The organism is Thiobacillus sp. (assembly GCF_013693775.1).
Classification (GTDB): Bacteria; Pseudomonadota; Gammaproteobacteria; order Burkholderiales; family Thiobacillaceae; genus Thiobacillus.
In genome coordinates this window covers 1,938,792-1,960,020 of the sequence record NZ_CP059257.1, presented here as the reverse complement: position 1 = coordinate 1,960,020, position 21,229 = coordinate 1,938,792, and the positions used below count along the sequence as shown (strand labels likewise).

The following is a 21,229-nucleotide window of genomic DNA, read 5'->3' as shown; positions in this document are numbered from 1 at the left end:
CTATTTGCCCGTTCCCTTGTTGTTTGCCTTGTCTCCCAACAAACCACCCGCGTCGCGCTCGTCCAGTTCCAGCTTGGGCGTGGCGGCCCTGAGGCGTTTTTCCACTTCCTTGATGTGTTCGGCGACTGGGATGTTCTCTGGGCGTTCGCCGCCAATGCGTTCAATCGCGGCGCGGACTTCCTTGCCGACCTGTTCGTGGGTACGAATGGCCTGCTGCTGATCACGGATGCCTTCTCGTGCCAGTTTGTCCCGGGTTTGGGTCATGCGGAACTGGTTGGCGGCAAGTTCAGTGGCGTTCATCCGATCCATCAGTTGCTCTTTGGCTGGGACACCCTTTCTGGTCTTGATTTGTTCATTACCCAGGCCTCCGTAAAGGCCTTTGTAGCCGGCGTCGTGAAAAATACCGAACATGCGGTTTTGTACGCCGGCCTGTCGGGCGGCGCCGGATAGCGCCTTGAATTCTTCTGAGGTCTGTTTGCGCAGTTCCAGACGTTCCATATCCGAGGCGAGCTGCTCGGACAGTTCCTGGCGCCGGGTCTGGATGGCGAAGTATTTCTGGGCTTGGGCGATTTCCGGCTTGCGCGGGTCGCCGTTCTGGGCGATGAGGTAACAGGCGAAGCGGGAAAGCTGGTAGTCCTGTACGACTTGGACGGCACCCTTGCCACCCGTTATCGGTTTGCCGGCGCCGGCAAAGTGATGCTCGGGATTGTTTCCTGATTGCTCACAAGAGGTTATGGCTCGATTGATGGCGTCTTCAAATCGTCGCCACTGGCTGTAGCCTAGTAGAGGCTGCAGATCGCGAGCGCTCCAGTACTCGGCGCCGTGGTCGTTGACCTGTTTGAGGTTTTCGAAGGATTGCCCGCCAATGCTTGGCAGTTCTTTTTGCCATGTTGTTCCTCCTCCTCTTCCCCTTTGGGTTGTCTCGATTGTTTTCGGCGTAAGGGGTTACGGTGCGTAATCGTAATCGACAATCAGCGGCGCATGGTCGGAAAAGCGCTGGTCCTTGTAGACGCTGGCGGAGGTGGCTTTGGTGGCGATGCCGGGNGTGGCGATCTGGTAGTCGATGCGCCAGCCGACGTTCTTGGCCCAGGCCTGGCCGCGGTTGCTCCACCAGGTGTAGGCCTCACCGGTGTGCTCGGGGTAGAGGCTGCGGTAGACGTCGACCCAGCCGAGTTCGTCGAACAGGCGCGTCATCCAGGCACGCTCCTCGGGCAGGAAGCCGGAGTTCTTCTGGTTGGATTTCCAGTTCTTGAGGTCGATTTCCTTGTGCGCGATGTTCCAGTCGCCGCAGATGACGATCTCGCGGCCGGATTTCATCAGCGCTTCGAGGTGCGGGAAGAAGACGTCCAGGAAGCGGAACTTGGCCTGCTGGCGCTCCTCGCTGCTGGATCCGGAAGGCTGGTAGAGCGAGATGACGGCGAGATGGCCGTAGTCGGCCTCGATGTAGCGGCCTTCGGCATCGAATTCCGGGACGCCGAGGCCCTCGATGATGCGCTGGGGCGGCTGGCGGGTGTAGACGCCGACGCCACTGTAGCCCTTCTTCTCGGCGTAGTGGAAGGCGCCGCTGAGGCCGCCGCAGGCCACGAATGCCGGCCTGAGGTCGGCGGCTTGCGCCTTGAGTTCCTGCACGCAGACGACGTCGGCATGTTGCGTGGGGAGCCAATCGAAAAAGCCCTTGGTGGCGGCGGAGCGGATACCGTTGAGGTTGGCCGATATAATTCGCATCAAGATCGATTCAAGAAGTTAAGGAAAATGTCCGATTACAAAGCCGAGTTTGTGGAATTCGCCATCGCTTCGAACGTGTTGTGTTTCGGCGAGTTCAAAACCAAGGCGGGGCGCATGAGCCCCTACTTTNTTAATGCGGGTCTGTTCAACGACGGCGACAAGCTGAAGCGGCTGGGCGAATTTTACGCGAAAGCCATCGTCGACTCGGGGATCGCGTTCGACGTGCTGTTCGGTCCGGCCTACAAGGGCATCCCGCTGGCGGCGAGCATCGCGATCGCGCTGGCAGGCATGGGCAGGAACGTGCCGTTCGCCTTCAATCGCAAGGAGGCGAAGGATCACGGCGAAGGCGGGTCGGTGGTCGGCGCGAAGCTGCAGGGCCGGGTGCTGATCGTCGACGACGTGATCTCGGCGGGCACCTCGGTGCGCGAGTCGGTGGATCTGATCCGGCACGCGGGTGCGGAACCGGCCGGAGTGGTGATTGCGCTGGACCGCATGGAGCGCGGAACGGGCGAGACGTCCGCAGTGCAGGAAGTGCGGGAACAATATGGCATTCCAGTGGTGGCAGTGGTCACGCTGGACAATTTGGTGGAGTTTCTGGAGCGTGATGCAAACCGACAAGCTGAATTGCAAGCCGTGGCCGCGTACCGTTCAACGTATGGCGTATAGCCTGCTGGCGGCGGTTGCGGCCGTTTCGCTGCTGGCAGCGAGCCCGGCCGTGGCGGGCATGTACCGCTGGGTGGATGGCAATGGCCGTGTGCATTACGGCGACACGCTGCCGCCAACCTACCAGCAAAGCGGCGCGGCCGAGATGAGCAAGCAGGGCAACATCATCAAGCGCACGCAATCCGAAGCCGAGCGCCGTGCCCAGGCCGAGCGCGAGGCCGAGCAGAAACGCATCCAGGACGAGCAACAGAAGCAGGCGCAGCTCGACCGTGCACTGACCCAGACCTATACCACCGAAGCGGAAATCGACCTGGCGCGCGACCGAGCACTGGAGAACTACAAGCTGATGATCCGGGGCGCCGAAATCAGGGCTGGTGCGGTCGATGCCAATCTGGCCGATCTGCGCACCCGCATCGCAAATGTACAAAAGGCAGGCCGCAAGGTCGGGCCCGGGCTACAGGAACAGCTGGACCAGGCCGTTCGCGAAAGCGAGGAACTGAAACGCACCATCCAGAAAAATCAGAACGCCATGGTGCAGGTGCGCGAGAAATACGAGGCGGACAAGCTGCGCTTCCGCGAACTGACCGGCAAATAGCCGGCGGCATTGTCGTGAAAAGGGCGCCCAAACGGCGCCCTTTGTTTTTACTGCAGCTTGCCCTTCAGCAGCTCGTTGACCTGCGCCGGGTTGGCCTTGCCCCGGCTAGCCTTCATCACCTGGCCGACCAGCGCGTTGAACGCTTTTTCCTTGCCGGCGCGGAATTCCTCGACCGACTTCGGGTTGGCGGCGAGCACGTCATCGATGATCTTTTCCAGTTCGCCGGAGTCTGACATCTGCTTGAGACCGCGCGCCTCGATGATGGCATCGACTTCGCCGGCGCCTTCCCACAGACCTTCGAATACCTGCTTGGCAAGTTTGCCCGAGAGCGTGCCGTCCTGGATGCGGGTGATCAGCGTTCCGAGCTGGGCGGCGGAGACCGGGCTTTGTGCGATGTCGAGCTCGGCCTTGTTGAGCGCAGCCGAGAGTTCGCCCATCACCCAGTTGGCGGCGAGCTTGGGCTGTCCTGATTTTTGGGCGGTGGCCTCGAAATAGGCGGCGAGCGCGCGCGAGCCGGTGAGCACGGTCGCGTCGTAGGCCGATACGCCGTAGTCGTCCTGGAAGCGCGTCTGCATCGCGGCGGGCAGCTCGGGGAGCGTCGCGCGCACGGCGTCGATCCAGGCCTCGTCGAGCCTCACCGGCAGCAGATCGGGGTCGGGGAAGTAGCGGTAGTCGTGCGCCTCTTCCTTGCTACGCATCATGCGCGTCTCGCCGGTGTCGGGGTCGAACAGCACCGTGGCCTGCTCGATGCGGCCGCCGTCCTCCAGCGTCTCGATCTGCCAGCGGACTTCATAGTCGATCGCCTGCTGCAGGAAGCGGAAGGAGTTGAGGTTCTTGATCTCGCGGCGGGTGCCGAATTCGGTCTGCCCGACCGGGCGAACCGAGACGTTGGCGTCGACGCGGAAGCTGCCTTCCTGCATGTTGCCGTCGCAGATGCCGATCCAGGTCACCAGCGTGTGCAGCGCGCGGGCGTAGGCCACGGCCTCGGCGCTGGAGCGCATTTCCGGCTCCGAGACGATCTCCAGCAGCGGCGTGCCGGCGCGGTTGAGGTCGATCCCGGTCATGCCGTGGAAGTCCTCATGCAGCGACTTGCCGGCGTCCTCTTCCATGTGGGCGCGAGTCAGGTGTACGACTTTCTCCGCGCCGTTGACGGCGATGGTCAGCGCGCCGCCCTCGACGATGGGCTTCGCGAGCTGGCTGATCTGGTAGCCCTTCGGAAGATCCGGATAGAAGTAGTTCTTGCGGTCGAACACGTTGACGCGGTTGAGCGTGGCGCCGATCGCGAGCCCGAACTTGATCGCGCATTCCACTGCACCCTTGTTCAGCACCGGCAGTACGCCGGGCAGCGCGATGTCGACCGCGTTCGCCTGCGTATTGGGCGCGGCGCCGAAGGCGGTGCTGCTGCCCGAGAAAATCTTGGATTTCGTGGCGAGCTGGGTGTGGACTTCCAGCCCGATGACGGTTTCCCATTTCATTATTTCAAACCCTCCGGCGCGCGCGCATGCCAGTCGGTGGCGCGCTGGTATTGATGGGCGACGTTGAGCATCTTCGCTTCGCTGAAATAGTTGCCGACCAGCTGCAGTCCGATCGGCAGGCCCCGGGTATCGAAGCCGCACGGCAGGCTCATGCCCGGCAGGCCTGCCAGGTTGGCGGGAATGGTGTAGAGGTCGTTCAGGTACATCTCGACCGGGTCGTCGGATTTCTCGCCGAGCTTGAACGCAGTACCGGGCGCGGTGGGGCCGAGGATGACGTCGCAGACCTTGAACGCTTCGTTGAAGTCGTCGGCGATCAGGCGACGGATTTTCTGCGCCTGCAGGTAATAGGCGTCGTAGTAGCCGTGCGAGAGCACATAGGCGCCGATCAGGATGCGCCGCTTGACCTCGGCGCCGAAGCCTTGCGCACGGGTCTTGCCATACATGTCGTCGAGGCTTGCGTAGTCCGGCGCGCGGTAGCCGTAGCGCACGCCGTCGAAGCGCGACAGGTTGCTCGACGCCTCGGCAGGCGCGAGCACGTAGTACACGGGGATGGCGAGCTTCGAGTTGGCCAGCGAGATCTCGACCGTCGTGGCGCCGAGCTTCTTCAGTTCCTCGACGGCAGCGTCAACCGCCGCCGCGACTTCGTTGTTCAGGCCTTCGGCGAAGAATTCCCGCGGCAGGCCGACGCGCAGGCCGGTCAGCGGCTTGCCGAGGTCGCGCGTGTAGTCTTCCTTGTCGCGCTCGAGGCTGGTCGAGTCGTTGGGATCGAAGCCGGTCATCACGTTCAAGAGCAGCGCGCAGTCCTCGGCCGAGGGCGCCATCGGCCCAGCCTGGTCGAGACTGGAGGCGAACGCGATCATGCCGTAGCGCGACACCAGGCCGTAGGTGGGCTTGAGGCCTGTGATGCCGGTGAACGCGGCCGGCTGGCGGATCGAACCGCCGGTGTCGGTGCCGGTGGCGGCCGGCGCCATGCGCGCGGCCACGCAGGCGGCGGCGCCGCCCGACGAGCCGCCCGGCACGCGGGCGGTGTCCCACGGATTCTTCACCGCGCCGTAGTAGCTCGTCTCGTTCGACGATCCCATGGCGAACTCGTCCATGTTGGTCTTGCCGAGACTCGGCATGCCGGCGACCTTGAAGCGCTGGATCACGTGGGCATCGTAGGGNGCGACGAAGTTGTGCAGCATCTTCGAGCCGCAGGTGGTGAGCCAGCCGTCGGTGCAGAAGATGTCCTTGTGCGCGATCGGCACGCCGGTCAGCGGACCGGCCTGGCCGGCGGCGATCAGGGCGTCGGCGGCGGCGGCCTCAAGCAGGGTCTTCTCGGGATCGACCGTGATGAATGCATTGATCGACGGATTCAGCGCGGCGATGCGGTCGAGATAGGTCTGCGCCAGCTCGCGGCTGGAGACCTGCTTCGCAGCGAGCTGCGCGGCAAACGTGGAAAGAGACGTGTCGGACATGGCTTATTCGATGACTTTGGGCACGAGATACAGGCCGTTCTCGACCGCCGGCGCGATGGCCTGGAAGGCGGCATGACGATCGGCCTCGGTCACGGCGTCGTCGCGCAGGCGCTGGAAGACCTCCTGCGCATGAGCCATCGGGGCAATCCCGCGGGTGTCCACCGCCTGCATGGTGGCGATGAGATCGAAAATGGTGTTGAGTTGGGCCTGTGTGGCCTGCGCCTCGGCATCGCTGGTTTCTATGCGCGCAAGGCGAGCGATGCGCTTGACGTCGTCCGGACTGAGGGACATGGAAGCACCTGAATGACTTACGGGAACGAAGCGCGTTAGGGTATCATAGCCCCCTTGTTTTTCTGCCCTTTCGCCCGCTGGCGCGGTGCTGCCGCCACCATGTTCAAGTTTCTGACCAGCTATTTCTCGACCGACCTCGCGATCGATCTCGGCACCGCCAACACGCTGATTTACGTGCGCGACCGGGGCATCGTGCTGGACGAGCCCTCGGTGGTGTCGATCCGCACCGATGCGGCAGCAGGCGGCAAGCGCACCGTGCAGGCGGTGGGTGCGGAGGCCAAGCTGATGCTGGGCCGCACGCCGGGCAACCTGCAGGCGATCCGGCCGATGAAGGACGGCGTGATTGCCGACTTCACCGTCACCGAGCAGATGCTCAAGTATTTCATCAAGAAGGTGCACGACACCCGCATGCTGCGCCCCAGCCCGCGCATCATCATCTGCGTACCGTGCGGCTCGACCCAGGTGGAACGCCGTGCGATCCGCGAGTCGGCGATCGGCGCCGGCGCCCGGCAGGTCTATCTGATCGAGGAACCGATGGCGGCGGCGATCGGCGCCGGCCTGCCGGTGGCCGAGGCGACCGGCTCGATGGTGGTCGACATCGGCGGTGGCACCACCGAGGTCGGCGTGATCTCGCTCGGCGGCGTGGTCTACGCCAATTCGGTGCGCGTCGGCGGCGACCGCATGGACGAGGCCATCATCAACTACATCCGCCGCAACTACGGCATGTTGATCGGCGAAGCCACCGCCGAGCAGATCAAGAAGAAGATGGGCTCGGCTTTCCCCGGCGCCGAAGTGCTGGAGATGGAAGTCAAGGGCCGCAGCCTCGCGGAGNGCGTGCCGCGCAGCTTCAATGTGTCGTCCAATGAAATCCTCGAGGCGCTGACCGAGCCGCTCAATGCCATCGTCAGCGCGGTCAAGCAGGCGCTGGAGCAGACCCCGCCGGAACTGGGCGCCGACATCGCCGAGAAGGGCATGGTGCTGACCGGCGGCGGCGCGTTGCTGCGCGATCTCGACCGGTTGCTGATGGAAGAGACCGGCCTGCCGGTGATCGTCGCCGACGATCCGCTGACTTGCGTGGTGCGCGGGTCGGGCCGTGCGCTCGAAGAGATGGACAAATTGGCGTCGGTGTTCACCAACGAGTGAACGCAGTCGCAGCTGACCGGAACCCCTGATGGCCATGCCGGGCCAGCTCATGTTCGCCCGCCGGCTGGGGCCGACGGCACGCCTGATGATCTGGCTCCTGATCGGCTTGTCCTGCGTGGTGGTCGATGTCCGTTATCACGCGCTCGACGGCCTGCGCAGCGGGTTTTCACTGCTGCTGCAACCGGTGCGTGAAGTCATGCGGGTTCCCACCAGCGTTGCCGCCGAACTGACAGGTTTTTCACCCGCCACCGTCTCCTGCAAAAAGAGCGCGACGCCCTGCTGGCTGAACGGGCGCAGCTGCAGCTCGGGGTGAATCGCGCGGCCGAACTGGCCCGGGAGAACGCCGAATTGCGCGCCCTGCTGCAATTACAGGTCCGTCCGGGCCAGAAAGTGGTGCACGCGGCGCTCTTGTATCAAGGGCATGACTGGTTTGCCCAGCGCCTTACGCTGGACCAGGGAAGTGGAGCCGGGCTACGCACCGGTTTGCCGGTGGTCGATGCGGACGGTCTGGTGGGGCAGCTGACGCGGGTATATCCCGGATCGAGCGAGGTCACGCTGGTCAGCAGCACCGATCAGCTGACGCCGGTGTTCGTCGAGCGCACCGGCCAGCGCGGGCTGGCTGCCGGGAGCGGGCACGGCCAGATGGAGTTGCGTTACATGCCGTCGCAGACCGATCTCCGGGCGGGCGATCGCCTGCTGACTTCGGGCATCGACCGGGTCTATCCGGCGGGTATCCCCGTGGCAACCATCAATCGGGTGTCCCGCTCGCAGTCCAGCCCCTACCTGCGGGTGGACTGTCTGCCGCTGGCAGGCCTGGATCGTTCCCGCGGCGTGCTGGTATTGATTGCCGAACCACAGGTGACGGCACGATGAACGTGTCGACCCAGTCCGGCAGCAGCTGGCGTCGCATTCTCGGCAGCCTGGTTCTGGCGGTCCTGCTGGAGCAGTTGCCGTGGTCCGGCTGGGCGCTGATCGTGCGGCCGGATTTCGTGCTGGTCGCCGTGCTCTTCTGGGCCTTGCACCAGCCTGAGCGCATCGGTTTCGGCGTGGCGTTCTTTTTCGGCCTGCTGGCCGATTTCCAGGATGGCGCAGTGTTCGGCCAGCATGCCATCGCCTATGCGATCGGAGTGTACGTGGTGTTGTACCTGCGTCTGCGCCTGTTGCAGTTCGACCCCTCCCGGCAGGCTGCGCAAATGTTTCCGATCCTGCTGGGGGTACAGTTGATGGTGTTGCTGGTCGGTTGGCTCGCGGTCAACCCACCGGCCGGATTGAGTATCCTCATTCCGGTGCTGAGCAGTACCGTGCTGTGGTATCTGATCGCCTTGTTCGTGCGCCTATGGCATGGCAAGGGTGCCCAGGATCGGGCATGAGCCGGACATGCCGTTAGCCACTCCGCTCAAAAACCTGGATCGTGAACTGGCCCGTTTTCACGGGCGGCTGAAAGCGGGCGGAATCTTCGTCGTGCTGCTCGCGGCCGCGCTGCTGGGACGCGCTTTCTATCTGCAGATCACGCAGCACGACTATTATATCCAGCGCGCGGAAAACAACCGTATTTCGCTGGTACCCGTGGCGCCCAACCGCGGATTGATCCTGGATCGGAAAGGCCGCATCCTGGCGGAGAACTACTCGGCGTATACGCTCGAACTGGCGCGGGCGCAGCCCCACGATCTGGAAGCCACCCTGGCCGAAGTGGCCAAGTTGATCGAGATCACGCCGGGCGAGTTGCGGCGTTTTCGGCGCCTGCTCGCTGAATCGCACGAGTTCGAAACGGTGCCCCTGAAAAGCAAGCTGACCGACGAAGAGGTCGCGATCCTGGCGGCCAACCGCTACCGCCTGCCGGGTGCGGAAGTGAAGGCGCGGCTGTTCCGCAACTATCAGGCCGGACCCGGCATGGCGCACGTGGTCGGCTTCATTGGCCGGATCAACGATCGCGATCTCAAGAGCCTGCGGGAATCGGGGCGGGAGCAGAACTATCGGGGCACGGTCCATATCGGCAAGACCGGGCTGGAGCAGAGTTACGAAACCCTGCTGCACGGCCGTACCGGATTCGACCAGATGGAAACCGACGCCAGCGGCCGCGCCGTACGTGCCCTGTCGCGGATTCCGCCGGTGCCGGGCAAGGATTTGCGCCTGTACCTGGACGAAGGGCTGCAGGCGGTGGCCGAACATACGTTCGGCGACTACATGGGCGGGCTGGTGGCGCTCGATCCCAATACCGGCGGCGTGCTGGCGCTGGTGAGCAAGCCGGGATTCGACCCCAATCTCTTTATCGACGGCATCGACCCGGAAACCTGGAAGACGCTCAACGAATCGCCCGAGCGGCCGATGGTGAACCGCGTGCTGCGCGGCATCTATCCACCGGGCTCGACGATCAAGCCGTTCATGGGGCTGGCCGGGCTGGAACTGGGCGTACGCAAGCCCGAGGACACCATCGTCGACCCCGGTTATTTCAGCTTGCCCAACAGTAGCCACCAGTACCGCGACTGGAAACGCGGCGGTCATGGAATCGTCGATCTGCGCCGGGCCATCGCGCAATCGTGCGACACCTATTTCTACAAACTGGCGGTCGACATGGGGATCGACCGCATGCACGACTATCTGCAGAAATTCAGTTTCGGCGAGAAAACCGGCATCGATCTGGATGGCGAATCCGCCGGCCTGCTGCCTTCGCGCGAATGGAAGCAGCGCCGCTGGAAGAAAGTCTGGTATCCCGGCGAGACGGTGATCGCGGGCATTGGCCAGGGTTACCACCTCACCACACCGCTGCAACTGGCGACCGCGACCGCCATGATCGCCAATGGTGGCAAGCGGATCGAACCGCGCCTGGTGCAGGCGGTGCGCGACCCGCTTACCCACGTCTGGCAGCCGCAGCCGGTCGTGGTACACGAACAACTGCCGCTCAAGCCGGAGGATCTGGCCGTGGTGCGGCAGGGCATGTTGGACGCGATGCGGCCGGGCGGCACGGCCGCGGCCGCGGCTGCCGGCGCACCCTACACCATTGCCGGCAAGACCGGCACCGCGCAGGTGGTCGGCATCAAGCAGGGCGCCCGCTATGACGCCGGCAGCCTGTCCCGGAAAAATCGGGACCATGCGTTGTTCATTGCCTATGCGCCGGCCGAGAACCCCACCATCGTGGTGGCGGTCATGGTCGAGAACGGCGGCCATGGCGGCTCCACGGCGGCGCCGATTGCGCGTGCGGTCTTCGATTACTACCTGACCGGGAAACGCCCCGGTAACATGAAACTGGAGGGAGGAAGCGATGCCTCGGACTAGCCATTGGCTCCTGCGCGGCCTGCGCCATGTCGACGGCATCCTGCTGACGCTGGCGTTGCTGGTGCTGGGCATCAGCCTGGCGGTGGTGACGAGCGCCTCGGGGCAGAGTCCGGTGCGCATCAGCGGCCACCTGGTCAACATCGGGCTGGCGCTGGCGGTGATGGTGTTGATGGCCAACGTGCCGCCGCACCTGCTGTCAAAGTCGGGCCGCCCCTGTATGCGGCGGGCGTGGTGCTGCTGGTCGGCGTGGCGCTGTTCGGCGAGATCCGCAACGGTGCGCGCCGCTGGCTGGATCTGGGATTCATCGCGTTTCAGCCGTCCGAGCTGTTGAAGCTGGCCTTGCCGCTGATGCTGGCCTGGTATTTCCAGCGCAACGAAGCGGTGCTGCGCGCCAAGCATTTCATGGTCGGCGGCATCCTGCTGCTGGTGCCCTTCCTGCTGATCCTGCGACAGCCTGATCTGGGGACGGCGCTGATGCTCGGCGCATCGGGGTTTTATCTGCTGTTCTTTGCCGGTCTGCCTTGGAAGGTGATTCTGGGAGGCGCCACGCTGGGCGCGGCGAGTCTGCCTGTGGTGTGGGGGCTGATGCATGACTATCAGCAGCGCCGCGTGCTGATGCTGCTTGATCCCGCGTCCGATCCGTTGGGCGCGGGCTATCACATCATTCAGTCGACCATCGCCATCGGCTCTGGCGGACTGTTCGGCAAGGGGTGGATGCAGGGCACGCAGAACCAGCTCGATTTCATTCCCGAGCGCACCACCGATTTCATTTTCGCCGTGTTCGGCGAGGAATTCGGCTACGCCGGCGCGATTCTGCTGGTGTGTCTCTATCTGGCCATCGTCGCGCGCGGCCTGGTCATCGCCGCGCGGGCGCCGACGCTGTTCGGCCGGTTGATGGCGGCCACCCTGAGCCTCAATCTGTTCACCTATGTGTTCGTCAACATGGGCATGGTGTCGGGCATCCTGCCGGTGGTCGGTGTGCCCTTGCCGCTGATGAGTTACGGTGGAACGGCGCTCGTCACGCTGCTGCTAGGGATGGGTATCCTGATGAGCGTCGCGACGCATCGCCAACTCAATAAATCATGACGCGATAAAATACGTGCCATGAAAACTAAATCGCTCCTGGGGATGCTTGCCCTCGCCTTGGCCCTCGGCGGATGTGCCAGCACGCCGCCTGCAAAACAGGCCTCCACTGCCCCCAAAGGCGGGGGCTATTACCTCGATGATGGCCCGGAGGCCAATCCGCCGGCAAATCTGGATACCGTTCCCGACGCCGTGCCGCGCAAGGAACCCTTGCATCCCTTTGCCAACCGCACCTATGTCGCGCTGGGGACGACGTATACGCCGCAGACCACGCGCCAGCCCTACAGCGAGGAAGGGCTGGCCTCGTGGTATGGCCGCCGTTTCCAGGGCAAGAAAACTTCCTCGGGCGAGCCCTACGACATGTACGCCATGACGGCTGCGCATCCGACCCTGCCGATTCCGAGCTACGCACGGGTCACGTCGCTCGACACCGGCAAATCGGTGGTGGTGCGCATCAACGATCGCGGACCATTTCACAGCAAGCGCATCATCGACCTGTCGTATACCGCGGCCTACAAGCTGGGGTACCTGGGACGCGGCAGCGCCCGGGTGCGGGTGGAAAGCATCGACCCCGACACTTACGATACGCAGGGCAAGGCGTTACAGGATGGTATCTACCTCCAGGTGGGCGCCTTCTCGCGTGCCGACAATGCGCAACAGTTGCTCGACCGCCTGAAACGCCAGCTCGATATCGACGCCAGCCAGACGCGCGTGGTGCTGGATGGCGGGTTGCATCGCGTGCAGCTCGGCCCGTATGCCAATGACGATGCGGCACAGTCGGATCGTGCGCGCGTGCGGGAACGCCTCGACCTGAATGCAGTCCTGGTCAGACGCGATTGATGAAAAGGCTGAACATGAAATTCTTCTGGCTGGGGCTGGCGCTCTTGTTTACAGCAACGACATGGGCCGCTCCGCCCAATGTCTCGTCGCGTGCCTGGGTCGTGATCGACCAGGCAAGCGGGCGCGAGCTGGCGGCCAGCCAGGCCGACCTGCCGTTGGCCCCGGCCTCGCTGACCCAGCTGATGACAGCCTATGTTCTGCTGGGCGATATCCGCAAGAACAAGCTGAGCCTGGGTGAGATGGTGACCGTGCCGGCGGCGGCCACCCAGATGGATGGTGCGCGCGTCTTCCTCAAGGCGGGTGACCAGGTGAGCGTCGATACGCTGCTGCAGGCGATGCTGGTGGAATCGGCCAGTGACGCCACGATCACCTTGGTGACGGCAGCGGATGGCAGCGAGGCCGCGTTCGTCGCGCGCATGAATCGCGAGGCCAAGCGACTGGGCATGAGCAAGACCCGCTTCATGAATGCGACCGGCCTGAATGAGCCGGGCCATGAATCGAGCGCACGCGACCTCGCCCTGCTCGGTCGTGCCCTGGCGCGCGATTTCCCGGAGCGGCTGTCCTTCTTCAGCCAGAAGGAACTGCCTTACAAGGGCGTCACGTATTACAACGGCAACCGATTGTTGTGGCGCGACAGCACCGTGACCGGCCTGAAGGTCGGGCGTACCNCGCAGGCCGGCTATTGCATGGCGGCGTCGGCGCAGCGCGGCGACCAGCGCCGCATCGCGGTGGTACTGGATGCGCGCTCGGATGCGCAGCGCACGCAGGACGCGTTGAAGCTGCTGAATTACGGCTTCGAGAATTTCGACAGTGTGCCGCTTTATCGGGCTCGCCAGGCCGTCAAGGTCGTCAATATCTACCGGGGCGAGCGCCCGTCGGTGAGTATGGGGTTCGAGCAGGATTTCCATCTGCTGGTCCCGCGAGGCAGCGCCGCACGCGTCAAGGCGGAAGTCATCACCCGGCAGCCCATCGTGGCACCGATAAACAGGNGGCAGCGCCTGGGTACCCTGCGGCTGACGCTCGACGGCAAGTCGCTCGGCGACTATCCGCTGGTCGCCCTGCAGGATGTCGGTGTGGCCGGTCTGTTCGGCCGCGGCTGGGATTCGATCCGGCTGCTGTTCGCAAAATGAGCGTCTACCTGAACGGGCAGTTCCTGCCGCTCGCCGAGGCGAAGGTGCCGGTGCTCGACCGTGGTTTCGTCTTCGGCGACGGCGTCTACGAATTGGTCCCGGTGTATTCGGGGAAGCCCTTCCGGCTCGACGCGCACCTGCGTCGCCTGCAGTTCAGCCTCGACGGCATCCGCCTGGCCAACCCGCACAGCGTGGGCGAGTGGCGTGAGCGCATCCTGCAGTTGATCGCGCAGCAGGATTTTGCCGACCAGTCGGTTTACATTCAGGTGACGCGCGGCACGCCTGCCGAAGGACAGCCTCTGCGCGACCATGCCTTTCCATCCGATGTGTCGCCGACCGTATTCATGTTTGCGCAGCCGCTGGTGACCGCCACGCCGGCGCAGAAGGCTGCCGGTGTCTGTGCCGTCAGCGCGGTCGACAACCGCTGGCTGCGCTGCAACATCAAGGCCATTTCGCTGCTGGCCAATCTCCTGCTGCGCCAGCAGGCGGTGGACGCTGGCTGTGCCGAAACCGTGATGCTGCGTGACGGCTTCCTGACCGAGGGCGCGGCGAGCAATATCTTTGTGGTCAAGGACGGCGTGCTGCGTGCGCCGCCGCCGTCCAGCCTGATGCTGACCGGCATTACCTACGACGTGGTGCTGGAACTCGCCGCTGCCCACGACATACCGCACGAGGTGCGGGCGATTACCGAAGCCGAGGTGCGTGGCGCGGACGAACTCTGGATGACCTCGTCCACCAAGGAGATCATGGCGATCGTGGCACTGGACGGCGTGCCGGTCGGCGCCGGCGTACCGGGGCCGCTGGCCAGGCGGATGGATGCGCTGTACCAGACCTTCAAACAACAGGTGATGCGGTCATGAGTGAACAGGAAACCCTGCTGCAATTCCCCACCGACTTTCCCATCAAGATCATGGGTGAACGCCGCGACGATTTTGCGCAGACCATGGTCGAGCTGGTGCTGAGGCATGCGCCTGATTTCAAGGCCGAGACCGTCGAGATGCGCGTATCCAGCAGCGGCAACTACCTGTCGGTGACCTGCGTGGTGCGCGCCACCTCGAAAGCCCAGCTCGATGCGCTGTATCGAGAAATCACCGCCCATCCGTGGGTGAAGATGGCGCTTTGATGGCGAGCGGTGAGCAGCAAGCGGTGAGCGGCGAGGCGATCATTCGGCTACTGGGGCAGGTCGACTATATTTCGACCTGGCGGGCGATGCAGATTTTCACGGCACGGCGTGCACCCGATGCCGCGGACGAAATCTGGCTGCTTGAACATTTGCCTGTCTACACGCAGGGTCAGGCCGGCAAGCCGGAGCACCTGATCGCCGCGACCGACATTCCCGTCGTACCAATCGACCGCGGCGGGCAGATTACCTATCACGGCCCGGGACAAGTCGTGGTCTACGTGCTGATCGACCTGCGGCGGCGTGGCTACGGCATCCGCGAGCTGGTGACACGACTGGAACAGGCCGTGATCAATCTCCTGGCGGAGCAGGGCGTGGCATCCGCACGCCTGGGAGGCGCGCCAGGCGTGTATGTCGATGGCGCGAAAATAGCCGCACTCGGCCTGCGCGTCAGACACGGCTGCACGTATCATGGCCTGGCGTTCAACGTCGACATGGATATGCGTCCGTTCGCCGCCATCAACCCGTGTGGCTACGCGGGGATGCGGGTGACGCAATGTCGCGATCTCGGCCTGAAATGGTCTCCGGCCGAAGCCGGACAGGCGCTTGTCCGCTGCCTGCAGGACACGATCTATTCTTGACTGATTTACTTGGTTATAAGTATTCTTATAACTTCTAATGGAGTTATTCATGAGCACCGACACGCTGCCGTCCGACCCTAAACTCCTGATGCGCTCGATCATCCAGCGCATCGCCACCGGTCCGGACCTGTCCAAGAACATCAGCCGCACCGAGGCGCATCTGGGCACCAAGGCCATCATCGACAACGTGATCGACCCGATTCAGGTCGGCATCTATTTCATCGCCCTGCGCATGAAACGCGAGACGATGGACGAAAACCGCGGCGTGCTCGACGCCGTGCTCGAAACCACCCGCCGCGTCACGGCGGAGGTCGACGAAGTGGTCGACATCGGCGATCCCTATGACGGCTACAACCGCTGCCTGCCTGCCGCGCCTTTCCTGGGCCCCTTGCTGGCTGAATTCGGCGTGCACGTCGTCAGTCATGGCCTCGACAAGGTCGGGCCCAAGTACGGCGTGACGGCGCGCCACGTGCTGGAAGCCGCGGGCGTGCCGGTCAACCTGACGCCGGCGGAGGCCGCCGCGCGGCTGGCCGATCCCACCCTCGGCTGGACCTACATCGACCAGGCGCAATCCAATCCCGGTCTGCACAACCTCACCACGCTCCGTGCGCAGATGATCAAGCGCCAGGTACTGACGACGGTGGAAGTGCTGTCCAAGCCCATAGAGGGCCGCAAGCTGACCCATTTCGTCACAGGCTACGTACACAAGCCTTATCCGCCGGTGTATGCCGACCTCGCGCGTGAGGCCGGCTTCGACACGGCCTGTATCGTGCGCGGCGTCGAAGGCGGCGTGATCCCGTCGCTGCGCCAGGCTGGCAAGTATTTCCACTATCACGATCGGGGTGCCGAAATCGAAGCGACGGTCGATCCGGTGGCGCTCGGCATCGCTCAGCCGGTACGCGCGGTGCCACTGCCCGGCGCGGTCGCCACCGAAGCGGGCGAGGACGAGATCGTCGCCGCGATCGACATCAAGGCCACCGCGCACGCTGCTGCCGAAGCGGGCATCCTGGCGCTCAAGGGCGACAAGGGTGCGACCTATGATTCGCTGGTGCTGGCTGGTTCGATTGTCCTGCATCACGTCGGCAAGGCCGCCAGCGTGGCCGCCGCGGCCGCGCAGATTCGCGCCGTGCTGGATTCCGGCAAGGCCGTCGCACGGGTCAAGTGATGGGCGAATACGTTGCCATCGCCGCTGCCGACGAGCTCAAGCCTGCCGAGATGAAGCGCATCCTCGTCGATGGCAAGCGGCTGCTACTGTGCAATGCCGGCGGCACCCACTACGTCGTCGACGAGATGTGCAGCCACGAGGACTACTCGCTGTACCTGGGCTGCATCAAGGACGGCAAGATCAAGTGCTCGCTGCACGGCAGCTATTTCGACCTCACCACCGGCCAGCCCACCTGCGACCCCGCAGACGAGCCGATCCGCACCTATCCGGTGAAAATAGAAGCCGGCCAAGTCTGGGTGAAAGCCTAGGCTGTGATGCATACCATACAGCCGACAGGGTCAGGGTTGTTGGGCGCATAGGCTAGAATCCGGGAATTGCATTTCCCGGTATGTTCAGACCATGGCAGACCCTCTCCAGCACAAAGGCGCAGCCAAGACCGCGCGCATCCCGATCAAGATCGTGCCGCAACCCAGGATGCGGCTGCCGTCCTGGATCCGCGCCAAGTCGCCCAACGTGCCGAACGTGGCCCGGCTGAAGGGCATCCTGCGCGAAGCGAAGCTGCACACGGTGTGCGAAGAAGCCTCGTGCCCCAACCTGGGCGAATGCTTCGGCCATGGCACCGCCACCTTCATGATTCTCGGCGACCTGTGCACGCGGCGCTGCCCCTTCTGTGACGTCGGCCATGGCACGCCGCTGCCGCCGGACGTCGACGAACCGCGCCATCTGGCCGATACGATTGCACTGATGGCATTGAAATACGTAGTGATCACCAGTGTCGACCGCGACGATTTGCGCGATGGCGGCGCCGAACATTTTGCGCAGTGCATCGCTGCCGTGCGTGAGTCTTCGCCGTCGACGCGGATCGAAATCCTGACCNCCGATTTCCGCGGACGGCTCGACAAGGCGCTCGACATGCTCGCCACCGCCCCGCCCGACGTGATGAACCACAATCTGGAAACCGTGCCGCGCCTGTACAAGGCGGCGCGTCCTGGTGCGGATTATGCGCACTCGCTGAAACTGCTCCGGGATTTCAAGGCGCGCCATCCGGACATCCCGACCAAATCCGGCCTCATGCTGGGGCTGGGAGAGGACGACGACGAGATCCTACAGGTGATGCGCGATCTGCGTGCACATGATGTGGACATGCTGACGCTGGGCCAGTATCTGCAGCCTTCGCAGCATCATCTGCCCGTGCTGCGTTTCGTCACTCCCGAACGCTTCGCCCAGTTCGAGCAGGAAGCACTGGCAATGGGCTTCAAACACGCCGCCTGCGGGCCGATGGTGCGCTCGAGTTACCACGCCGACCAGCAGGCGGCAGGCGTCTAGAACCCGGCTGTCCCCTACGGCCTCGTCCGACGGCGCCCCATCCAGAGCAGGGCGGCGATACCGAGCGCCATCAATCCCATCATCGACGGTTCCGGTACGGCATGAGGCTGAGTGGCTGCTTGCTGGCCTGACGGCGGGCCGAGGGGCGTGTCCGTCTGGGGCGGCGCCCACGAACCGGGGCCGGCTGCGGGGAACGGGCTCGGCGGCATATTACCGCCTGGTGCATCGTCGGGCGATGTCGGAGACCAGGGTGCACCGGGTCCTCCGGTCGGACCGTTATGCTCGGGTGAGTGCGGGCCGCCTGGAGGTGAGGTGGAGGGGCCGTTTGCCGGGGGCGGGATGGCGGGGCTGCCTTGCGGCTTCCCTGCAGGAAAGAAAGATCCGTCGCCGGGCGGGATGCCGGCGGGCTCGCCCGATGGTGGATGCGACGGCGTCAAAGGACGCGCGCTGCCAGGTTTGCCGCCCGGCGCGCGGTCCGGGCCCGGCATGCCGTGTTCCATATGATCAGGCGCCGCCTCGTTGCCGGCAGGATTGCCGGGTGACGGCCCGGTGAGGATGAATGGGTCCAGGTTGCCGCCGTCCGCAAACTCGCTCTCGGCCATGACAAGCGAGAGGGTTTCNCCNTTGTGTTCGATGGCGAGCGGATGCAGGCGCTGCTTCGCGACAAAGTGAGATGTGACGACGGCAGGCGACGTGGGCCTGGCGTGGTCCAGATGGAGTGCCAGCCCNCCAACCAGGGCAGCGGCGGTGACCGTGCCTATCAGAATGCCGGCCGGCGTGAGTGCCGTGGCGAGCAGCAGACCAAGCAGACCGATACGACGGGTGCGGGCGCGTGAAGCGGANGGTGTGCGGGACATGGCGAAGATCTGGGGAGGAATTGCGAATGACTTCGCAATTCCCGTACCAGGGGTCAAATGGACCGTAACCCGCGTCGAGCCGGGCGGCATGCCGTTTTCCAATTGCCTGTTGCGTCCATGGGCCGACGCGATCGTCGGCGCTTCGACACCCGCTTATTTCAGGAGCCGTCTGCGGGTGAGCGCCAGCGCGACGATGTAACCGAGGCTGCCGTAAACCAGCAGCGCGATCACGTGCAGCGCGATGTTGTTGGGCAGGGTGCCGACGACCAGCGGTCGTGCGAGGTCGATGGCGTGGGTGAGCGGCAGCCAGGCGGATACGCCTTGCACAGCCGCGGGCAGCTGCGACACAGGGAAGAACACCCCGCACAAGAGCACCATCGGCGTGATCACCAGCGTGAAGTAATACAGAAAGAAGTCGTAGCTGGGCGACACCGCGTTCATCACCAATCCCATGCCGCCGAAGCAGAAGCCGACCAGGGCGACGACGGGGACGATCCACAGCGTCATCCAGAAGTTTCCGTAGAGCCCCAGTCCCCAGATCACCGCCAGGATCGCCACGCCGGAGAGCAGGCTTTTGGAGGCGGCCCAGGTCAGTTCGCCCAGCATCACGTCGTCGAGCGTCATCGGCGCATTGAGGATCGCATCCCAGGTGCGCTGTACGTGCATGCGCGAGAAGCTCGAATACAGCACCTCGAAGGTGGCTGCGTTCATCGTGCTGTAGGCCACGGTACCGGCAGCGAGGAAAGTCAGGTAGGGCATGCCGCCGACGTCAGGCAGCAGGCTGCCAAGGCCGTAGCCCAATCCGAGCATGTACAGCATGGGGTCGGCCAGGTTGCCGAGGATGGACGGGATGGCGAGCTTCTTCCACACGAGGTAGTTGCGCTGCCATACCGGAATGAAGCGTGCCGACAGACGGGGAAGGCGGAATAAAGGATTCATGCGCTCAATCCCTCAAGTCGCGTCCGGTGAGCTTGAGGAACACGTCCTCCAGGTTCGACGGACGGTGCAGGTAGCGCAAGGCCGGGGCGTGCCTGAGCGCGTCGATCACGATGTCGGGCGTACTGGTGTAGCAGAACAGCGTTTCGCCGACGGTCTCGAAGCGCTGGCACAGATCGGTCGCGTGCTGGCCGGTCCAATCGGCCAGGCCTTCGCCGAACACTTCGACCACTGCCGGCTCGATATGCGTTTCGATCAGCGCGCGCGGCGCGCCTTCGGCGACGACACGGCCGTGGTCGAGGATGGCGAGACGGTCGGTGAGGCGTTCGGCCTCGTCCATGAAATGTGTGGTCAGCACGATGGTCTTGCCGGCGTTGATCAGCCGCCGCAGGCCCTGCCAGATGAGGTGGCGCGCCTGCGGGTCGAGTCCGGTGGTGGGCTCGTCGAGAAACAGGATGTCGGGGTTGTGCACCAGCGCGCGGGCGAGCGTGAGGCGCCGTTTCATCCCGCCTGACAGTTGGGCGATCTGCGCGTCGGCCTTGCTGGCGAGGCCGGCGAAATCGAGCAATTCCGGCACGCGTGCCGTGACGGCGGCCTTGCTCATGCCGAAATAACGGCCGTAGGCGAGCAGGTTCTCGCGTACCGAAAAGTCCGGGTCGAGGTTGTCCATCTGCGGCACCACACCGACTTTCATGCGGGCCTCGCGCGCGCGCTGAGGGACTGCAATGCCGGCCAGCTCGATGCTGCCGCCATCCGGCTCGATCAGGCCCAGCAGCAGGCGCAGCGTGGTGGTCTTGCCGGCGCCGTTGGGCCCGAGCAGGCCGAAACACTCGCCGCGCCGCACAGTCAGGTCGAGGCCGCGCACCACTTCGATATCGCCATATTTNTTNGTCAGGCCGCGTACCTTCAGCATGGACAGGCCTCCAGAAACGCCTGCTTCAGTTCCTTCAGCTTGCCATGGAAGAAATGCCCGGCGTCGGGGATGGCTTTTACCGCAAGCTGCTGCTGCTCGGCCCACAGCCTGATCGCGGTGGGCGGGATGAGTTCGTCGGCATCGCCAAAAATCACAATCGTGTCGGGTGGAACCGGATCGAATTCGTACATGGTGACCGCCGGGGCGACCAGGATCAGGCGTTTTGCATGGAGTTCCTGGCGCAGCCGATGCTGCACGAAGGCGCCGAACGAGAAACCGGCCAATGCCCATGGCAGGCCGGGGTAGCTGGCTTCGACGAAGCGGGCGACCGCGAGCAGGTCCTCGGTTTCACCGACGCCGGCGTCGAATTCGCCGTCGCTCATGCCGACGCCGCGGAAATTCGGACGCACGCTGATCCAGCCGGCCTCGTTGGCCGCCTTGGCCAGGTCGTCACCACCTTGTTGTCGAGGCTACCGCCATGCAAGGGGTGCGGGTGGGCGACCAGCAGCAGGCCGCGGCGTTCGGTTTCGGGGTCGTCGATCACGGTTTCCAGCTTGCCTACGGATACCGGGATACGCAGCTTGTAACGCTTCATG

25 protein-coding genes and 1 pseudogene are annotated in these 21,229 nt (G+C 64.3%); 16 read left to right on the top strand and 10 right to left on the bottom strand.

From position 1 onward, the window contains the following. Together dinD and HZY77_RS09765 are read right to left on the bottom strand one after the other, a co-directional pair. On the bottom strand, window positions 1-867 hold the full coding sequence (gene dinD, locus HZY77_RS09770; protein ID WP_296820879.1) for a DNA damage-inducible protein D: 867 nt from the start codon (window positions 865-867) through the stop codon (window positions 1-3). 78 nt (window positions 868-945) lie between these two features. Next, window positions 946-1,725, bottom strand: coding sequence for an exodeoxyribonuclease III (locus HZY77_RS09765; RefSeq protein WP_296820878.1), 780 nt, complete (start codon window positions 1,723-1,725; stop codon window positions 946-948). Between the two features lie 27 nt (window positions 1,726-1,752). Here HZY77_RS09765 and pyrE point away from each other — a divergent pair, with 27 nt between their 5' ends. Beyond that, complete coding sequence (gene pyrE / locus HZY77_RS09760) at window positions 1,753-2,391, top strand: orotate phosphoribosyltransferase (protein ID WP_296814149.1); 639 nt, start codon at window positions 1,753-1,755, stop codon at window positions 2,389-2,391. After that, window positions 2,381-2,983, top strand: coding sequence for a DUF4124 domain-containing protein (locus tag HZY77_RS09755; RefSeq protein ID WP_296765824.1), 603 nt, complete (start codon window positions 2,381-2,383; stop codon window positions 2,981-2,983). Before pyrE ends, HZY77_RS09755 begins: the two co-directional genes overlap by 11 nt. A gap of 47 nt (window positions 2,984-3,030) precedes the next feature. On the opposite strand, the gene gatB is transcribed toward HZY77_RS09755, so the two are convergent. The 3 genes from gatB to gatC all read right to left on the bottom strand — a co-directional run bounded on the left by gatB (window position 3,031) and on the right by gatC (window position 6,206). Beyond that, the gene (gene gatB, locus HZY77_RS09750; protein WP_296814147.1) at window positions 3,031-4,458 is read right to left on the bottom strand and encodes an Asp-tRNA(Asn)/Glu-tRNA(Gln) amidotransferase subunit GatB; all 1,428 of its coding nucleotides are present in this window, start codon (window positions 4,456-4,458) and stop codon (window positions 3,031-3,033) included. Next, window positions 4,458-5,915 carry an Asp-tRNA(Asn)/Glu-tRNA(Gln) amidotransferase subunit GatA gene (gatA, locus tag HZY77_RS09745; protein ID WP_296814145.1) on the bottom strand — a complete coding sequence of 486 codons (1,458 nt, stop codon included), beginning with the start codon at window positions 5,913-5,915 and terminating at the stop codon, window positions 4,458-4,460. Before gatA ends, gatB begins: the two co-directional genes overlap by 1 nt. Window positions 5,916-5,918: 3 nt before the next feature. Beyond that, on the bottom strand, window positions 5,919-6,206 hold the full coding sequence (gene gatC, locus HZY77_RS09740) for an Asp-tRNA(Asn)/Glu-tRNA(Gln) amidotransferase subunit GatC (protein ID WP_296814143.1): 288 nt from the start codon (window positions 6,204-6,206) through the stop codon (window positions 5,919-5,921). 99 nt (window positions 6,207-6,305) lie between these two features. On the opposite strand from gatC, the gene HZY77_RS09735 reads away from it, so the two are divergent. The 14 genes and pseudogenes from HZY77_RS09735 (at window position 6,306) to lipA (ending at window position 17,927) form a co-directional block, all read left to right on the top strand. Further along, window positions 6,306-7,349, top strand: coding sequence for a rod shape-determining protein (locus HZY77_RS09735; protein WP_296814142.1), 1,044 nt, complete (start codon window positions 6,306-6,308; stop codon window positions 7,347-7,349). 28 nt (window positions 7,350-7,377) lie between these two features. Further along, window positions 7,378-7,662 (top strand): hypothetical protein, encoded by a 285-nt coding sequence (locus tag HZY77_RS09730; protein WP_296814139.1) that lies wholly within the window; start codon window positions 7,378-7,380, stop codon window positions 7,660-7,662. Beyond that, a complete protein-coding gene (gene mreC, locus HZY77_RS09725; protein WP_296814137.1) occupies window positions 7,659-8,222 on the top strand; it encodes a rod shape-determining protein MreC in 564 nt (187 codons plus the stop codon). The genes HZY77_RS09730 and mreC overlap by 4 nt, the downstream gene beginning before the upstream one ends. Further along, window positions 8,219-8,719 (top strand): rod shape-determining protein MreD, encoded by a 501-nt coding sequence (mreD, locus tag HZY77_RS09720; protein WP_296630901.1) that lies wholly within the window; start codon window positions 8,219-8,221, stop codon window positions 8,717-8,719. Before mreC ends, mreD begins: the two co-directional genes overlap by 4 nt. A gap of 7 nt (window positions 8,720-8,726) precedes the next feature. Next, a complete protein-coding gene (gene mrdA, locus HZY77_RS09715; protein WP_296814135.1) occupies window positions 8,727-10,622 on the top strand; it encodes a penicillin-binding protein 2 in 1,896 nt (631 codons plus the stop codon). Further along, window positions 10,609-11,708: pseudogene (gene rodA / locus HZY77_RS09710) on the top strand (rod shape-determining protein RodA). Before mrdA ends, rodA begins: the two are co-directional and overlap by 14 nt. 18 nt (window positions 11,709-11,726) lie before the next feature. Continuing rightward, window positions 11,727-12,545 (top strand): septal ring lytic transglycosylase RlpA family protein, encoded by an 819-nt coding sequence (locus tag HZY77_RS09705; RefSeq protein ID WP_296814133.1) that lies wholly within the window; start codon window positions 11,727-11,729, stop codon window positions 12,543-12,545. Next, window positions 12,545-13,675 carry a D-alanyl-D-alanine carboxypeptidase family protein gene (locus HZY77_RS09700; protein ID WP_296814131.1) on the top strand — a complete coding sequence of 377 codons (1,131 nt, stop codon included), beginning with the start codon at window positions 12,545-12,547 and terminating at the stop codon, window positions 13,673-13,675. Before HZY77_RS09705 ends, HZY77_RS09700 begins: the two co-directional genes overlap by 1 nt. Next, a complete protein-coding gene (locus tag HZY77_RS09695; RefSeq protein ID WP_296814129.1) occupies window positions 13,672-14,535 on the top strand; it encodes a D-amino acid aminotransferase in 864 nt (287 codons plus the stop codon). The genes HZY77_RS09700 and HZY77_RS09695 overlap by 4 nt, the downstream gene beginning before the upstream one ends. Next, a complete protein-coding gene (locus tag HZY77_RS09690) occupies window positions 14,532-14,798 on the top strand; it encodes a DUF493 domain-containing protein (protein WP_296630917.1) in 267 nt (88 codons plus the stop codon). The genes HZY77_RS09695 and HZY77_RS09690 overlap by 4 nt, the downstream gene beginning before the upstream one ends. Beyond that, window positions 14,798-15,436 carry a lipoyl(octanoyl) transferase LipB gene (gene lipB, locus HZY77_RS09685; protein ID WP_296630919.1) on the top strand — a complete coding sequence of 213 codons (639 nt, stop codon included), beginning with the start codon at window positions 14,798-14,800 and terminating at the stop codon, window positions 15,434-15,436. The genes HZY77_RS09690 and lipB overlap by 1 nt, the downstream gene beginning before the upstream one ends. A gap of 49 nt (window positions 15,437-15,485) precedes the next feature. Continuing rightward, complete coding sequence (locus HZY77_RS09680) at window positions 15,486-16,601, top strand: anthranilate phosphoribosyltransferase (protein WP_296814127.1); 1,116 nt, start codon at window positions 15,486-15,488, stop codon at window positions 16,599-16,601. Then, window positions 16,601-16,909: a non-heme iron oxygenase ferredoxin subunit gene (locus tag HZY77_RS09675; RefSeq protein ID WP_296814126.1), complete on the top strand. Its 309-nt coding sequence runs from the start codon at window positions 16,601-16,603 to the stop codon at window positions 16,907-16,909. The genes HZY77_RS09680 and HZY77_RS09675 overlap by 1 nt, the downstream gene beginning before the upstream one ends. A gap of 91 nt (window positions 16,910-17,000) precedes the next feature. Beyond that, complete coding sequence (gene lipA, locus HZY77_RS09670) at window positions 17,001-17,927, top strand: lipoyl synthase (protein ID WP_296814124.1); 927 nt, start codon at window positions 17,001-17,003, stop codon at window positions 17,925-17,927. A gap of 14 nt (window positions 17,928-17,941) precedes the next feature. Here lipA and HZY77_RS17800 read toward each other — a convergent pair whose 3' ends face one another. From HZY77_RS17800 to HZY77_RS09650, 5 genes are all read right to left on the bottom strand, one after another. Continuing rightward, a complete protein-coding gene (locus HZY77_RS17800; RefSeq protein ID WP_363154623.1) occupies window positions 17,942-17,998 on the bottom strand; it encodes a hypothetical protein in 57 nt (18 codons plus the stop codon). 939 nt (window positions 17,999-18,937) lie between these two features. Then, window positions 18,938-19,723, bottom strand: a complete 786-nt coding sequence (locus HZY77_RS09665; protein ID WP_296814123.1) for an ABC transporter permease — start codon at window positions 19,721-19,723, stop codon at window positions 18,938-18,940. A gap of 4 nt (window positions 19,724-19,727) precedes the next feature. Then, entirely contained in the window at window positions 19,728-20,633 is a 906-nt protein-coding gene (locus HZY77_RS09660; RefSeq protein WP_296814122.1) for an ATP-binding cassette domain-containing protein, read from the bottom strand. Continuing rightward, window positions 20,627-21,043, bottom strand: coding sequence for a hypothetical protein (locus tag HZY77_RS09655; protein ID WP_296814121.1), 417 nt, complete (start codon window positions 21,041-21,043; stop codon window positions 20,627-20,629). The genes HZY77_RS09660 and HZY77_RS09655 overlap by 7 nt, the downstream gene beginning before the upstream one ends. After that, window positions 21,013-21,228, bottom strand: coding sequence for a hypothetical protein (locus HZY77_RS09650; protein ID WP_296814120.1), 216 nt, complete (start codon window positions 21,226-21,228; stop codon window positions 21,013-21,015). The genes HZY77_RS09655 and HZY77_RS09650 overlap by 31 nt, the downstream gene beginning before the upstream one ends. Window position 21,229 lies beyond the last annotated feature (1 nt).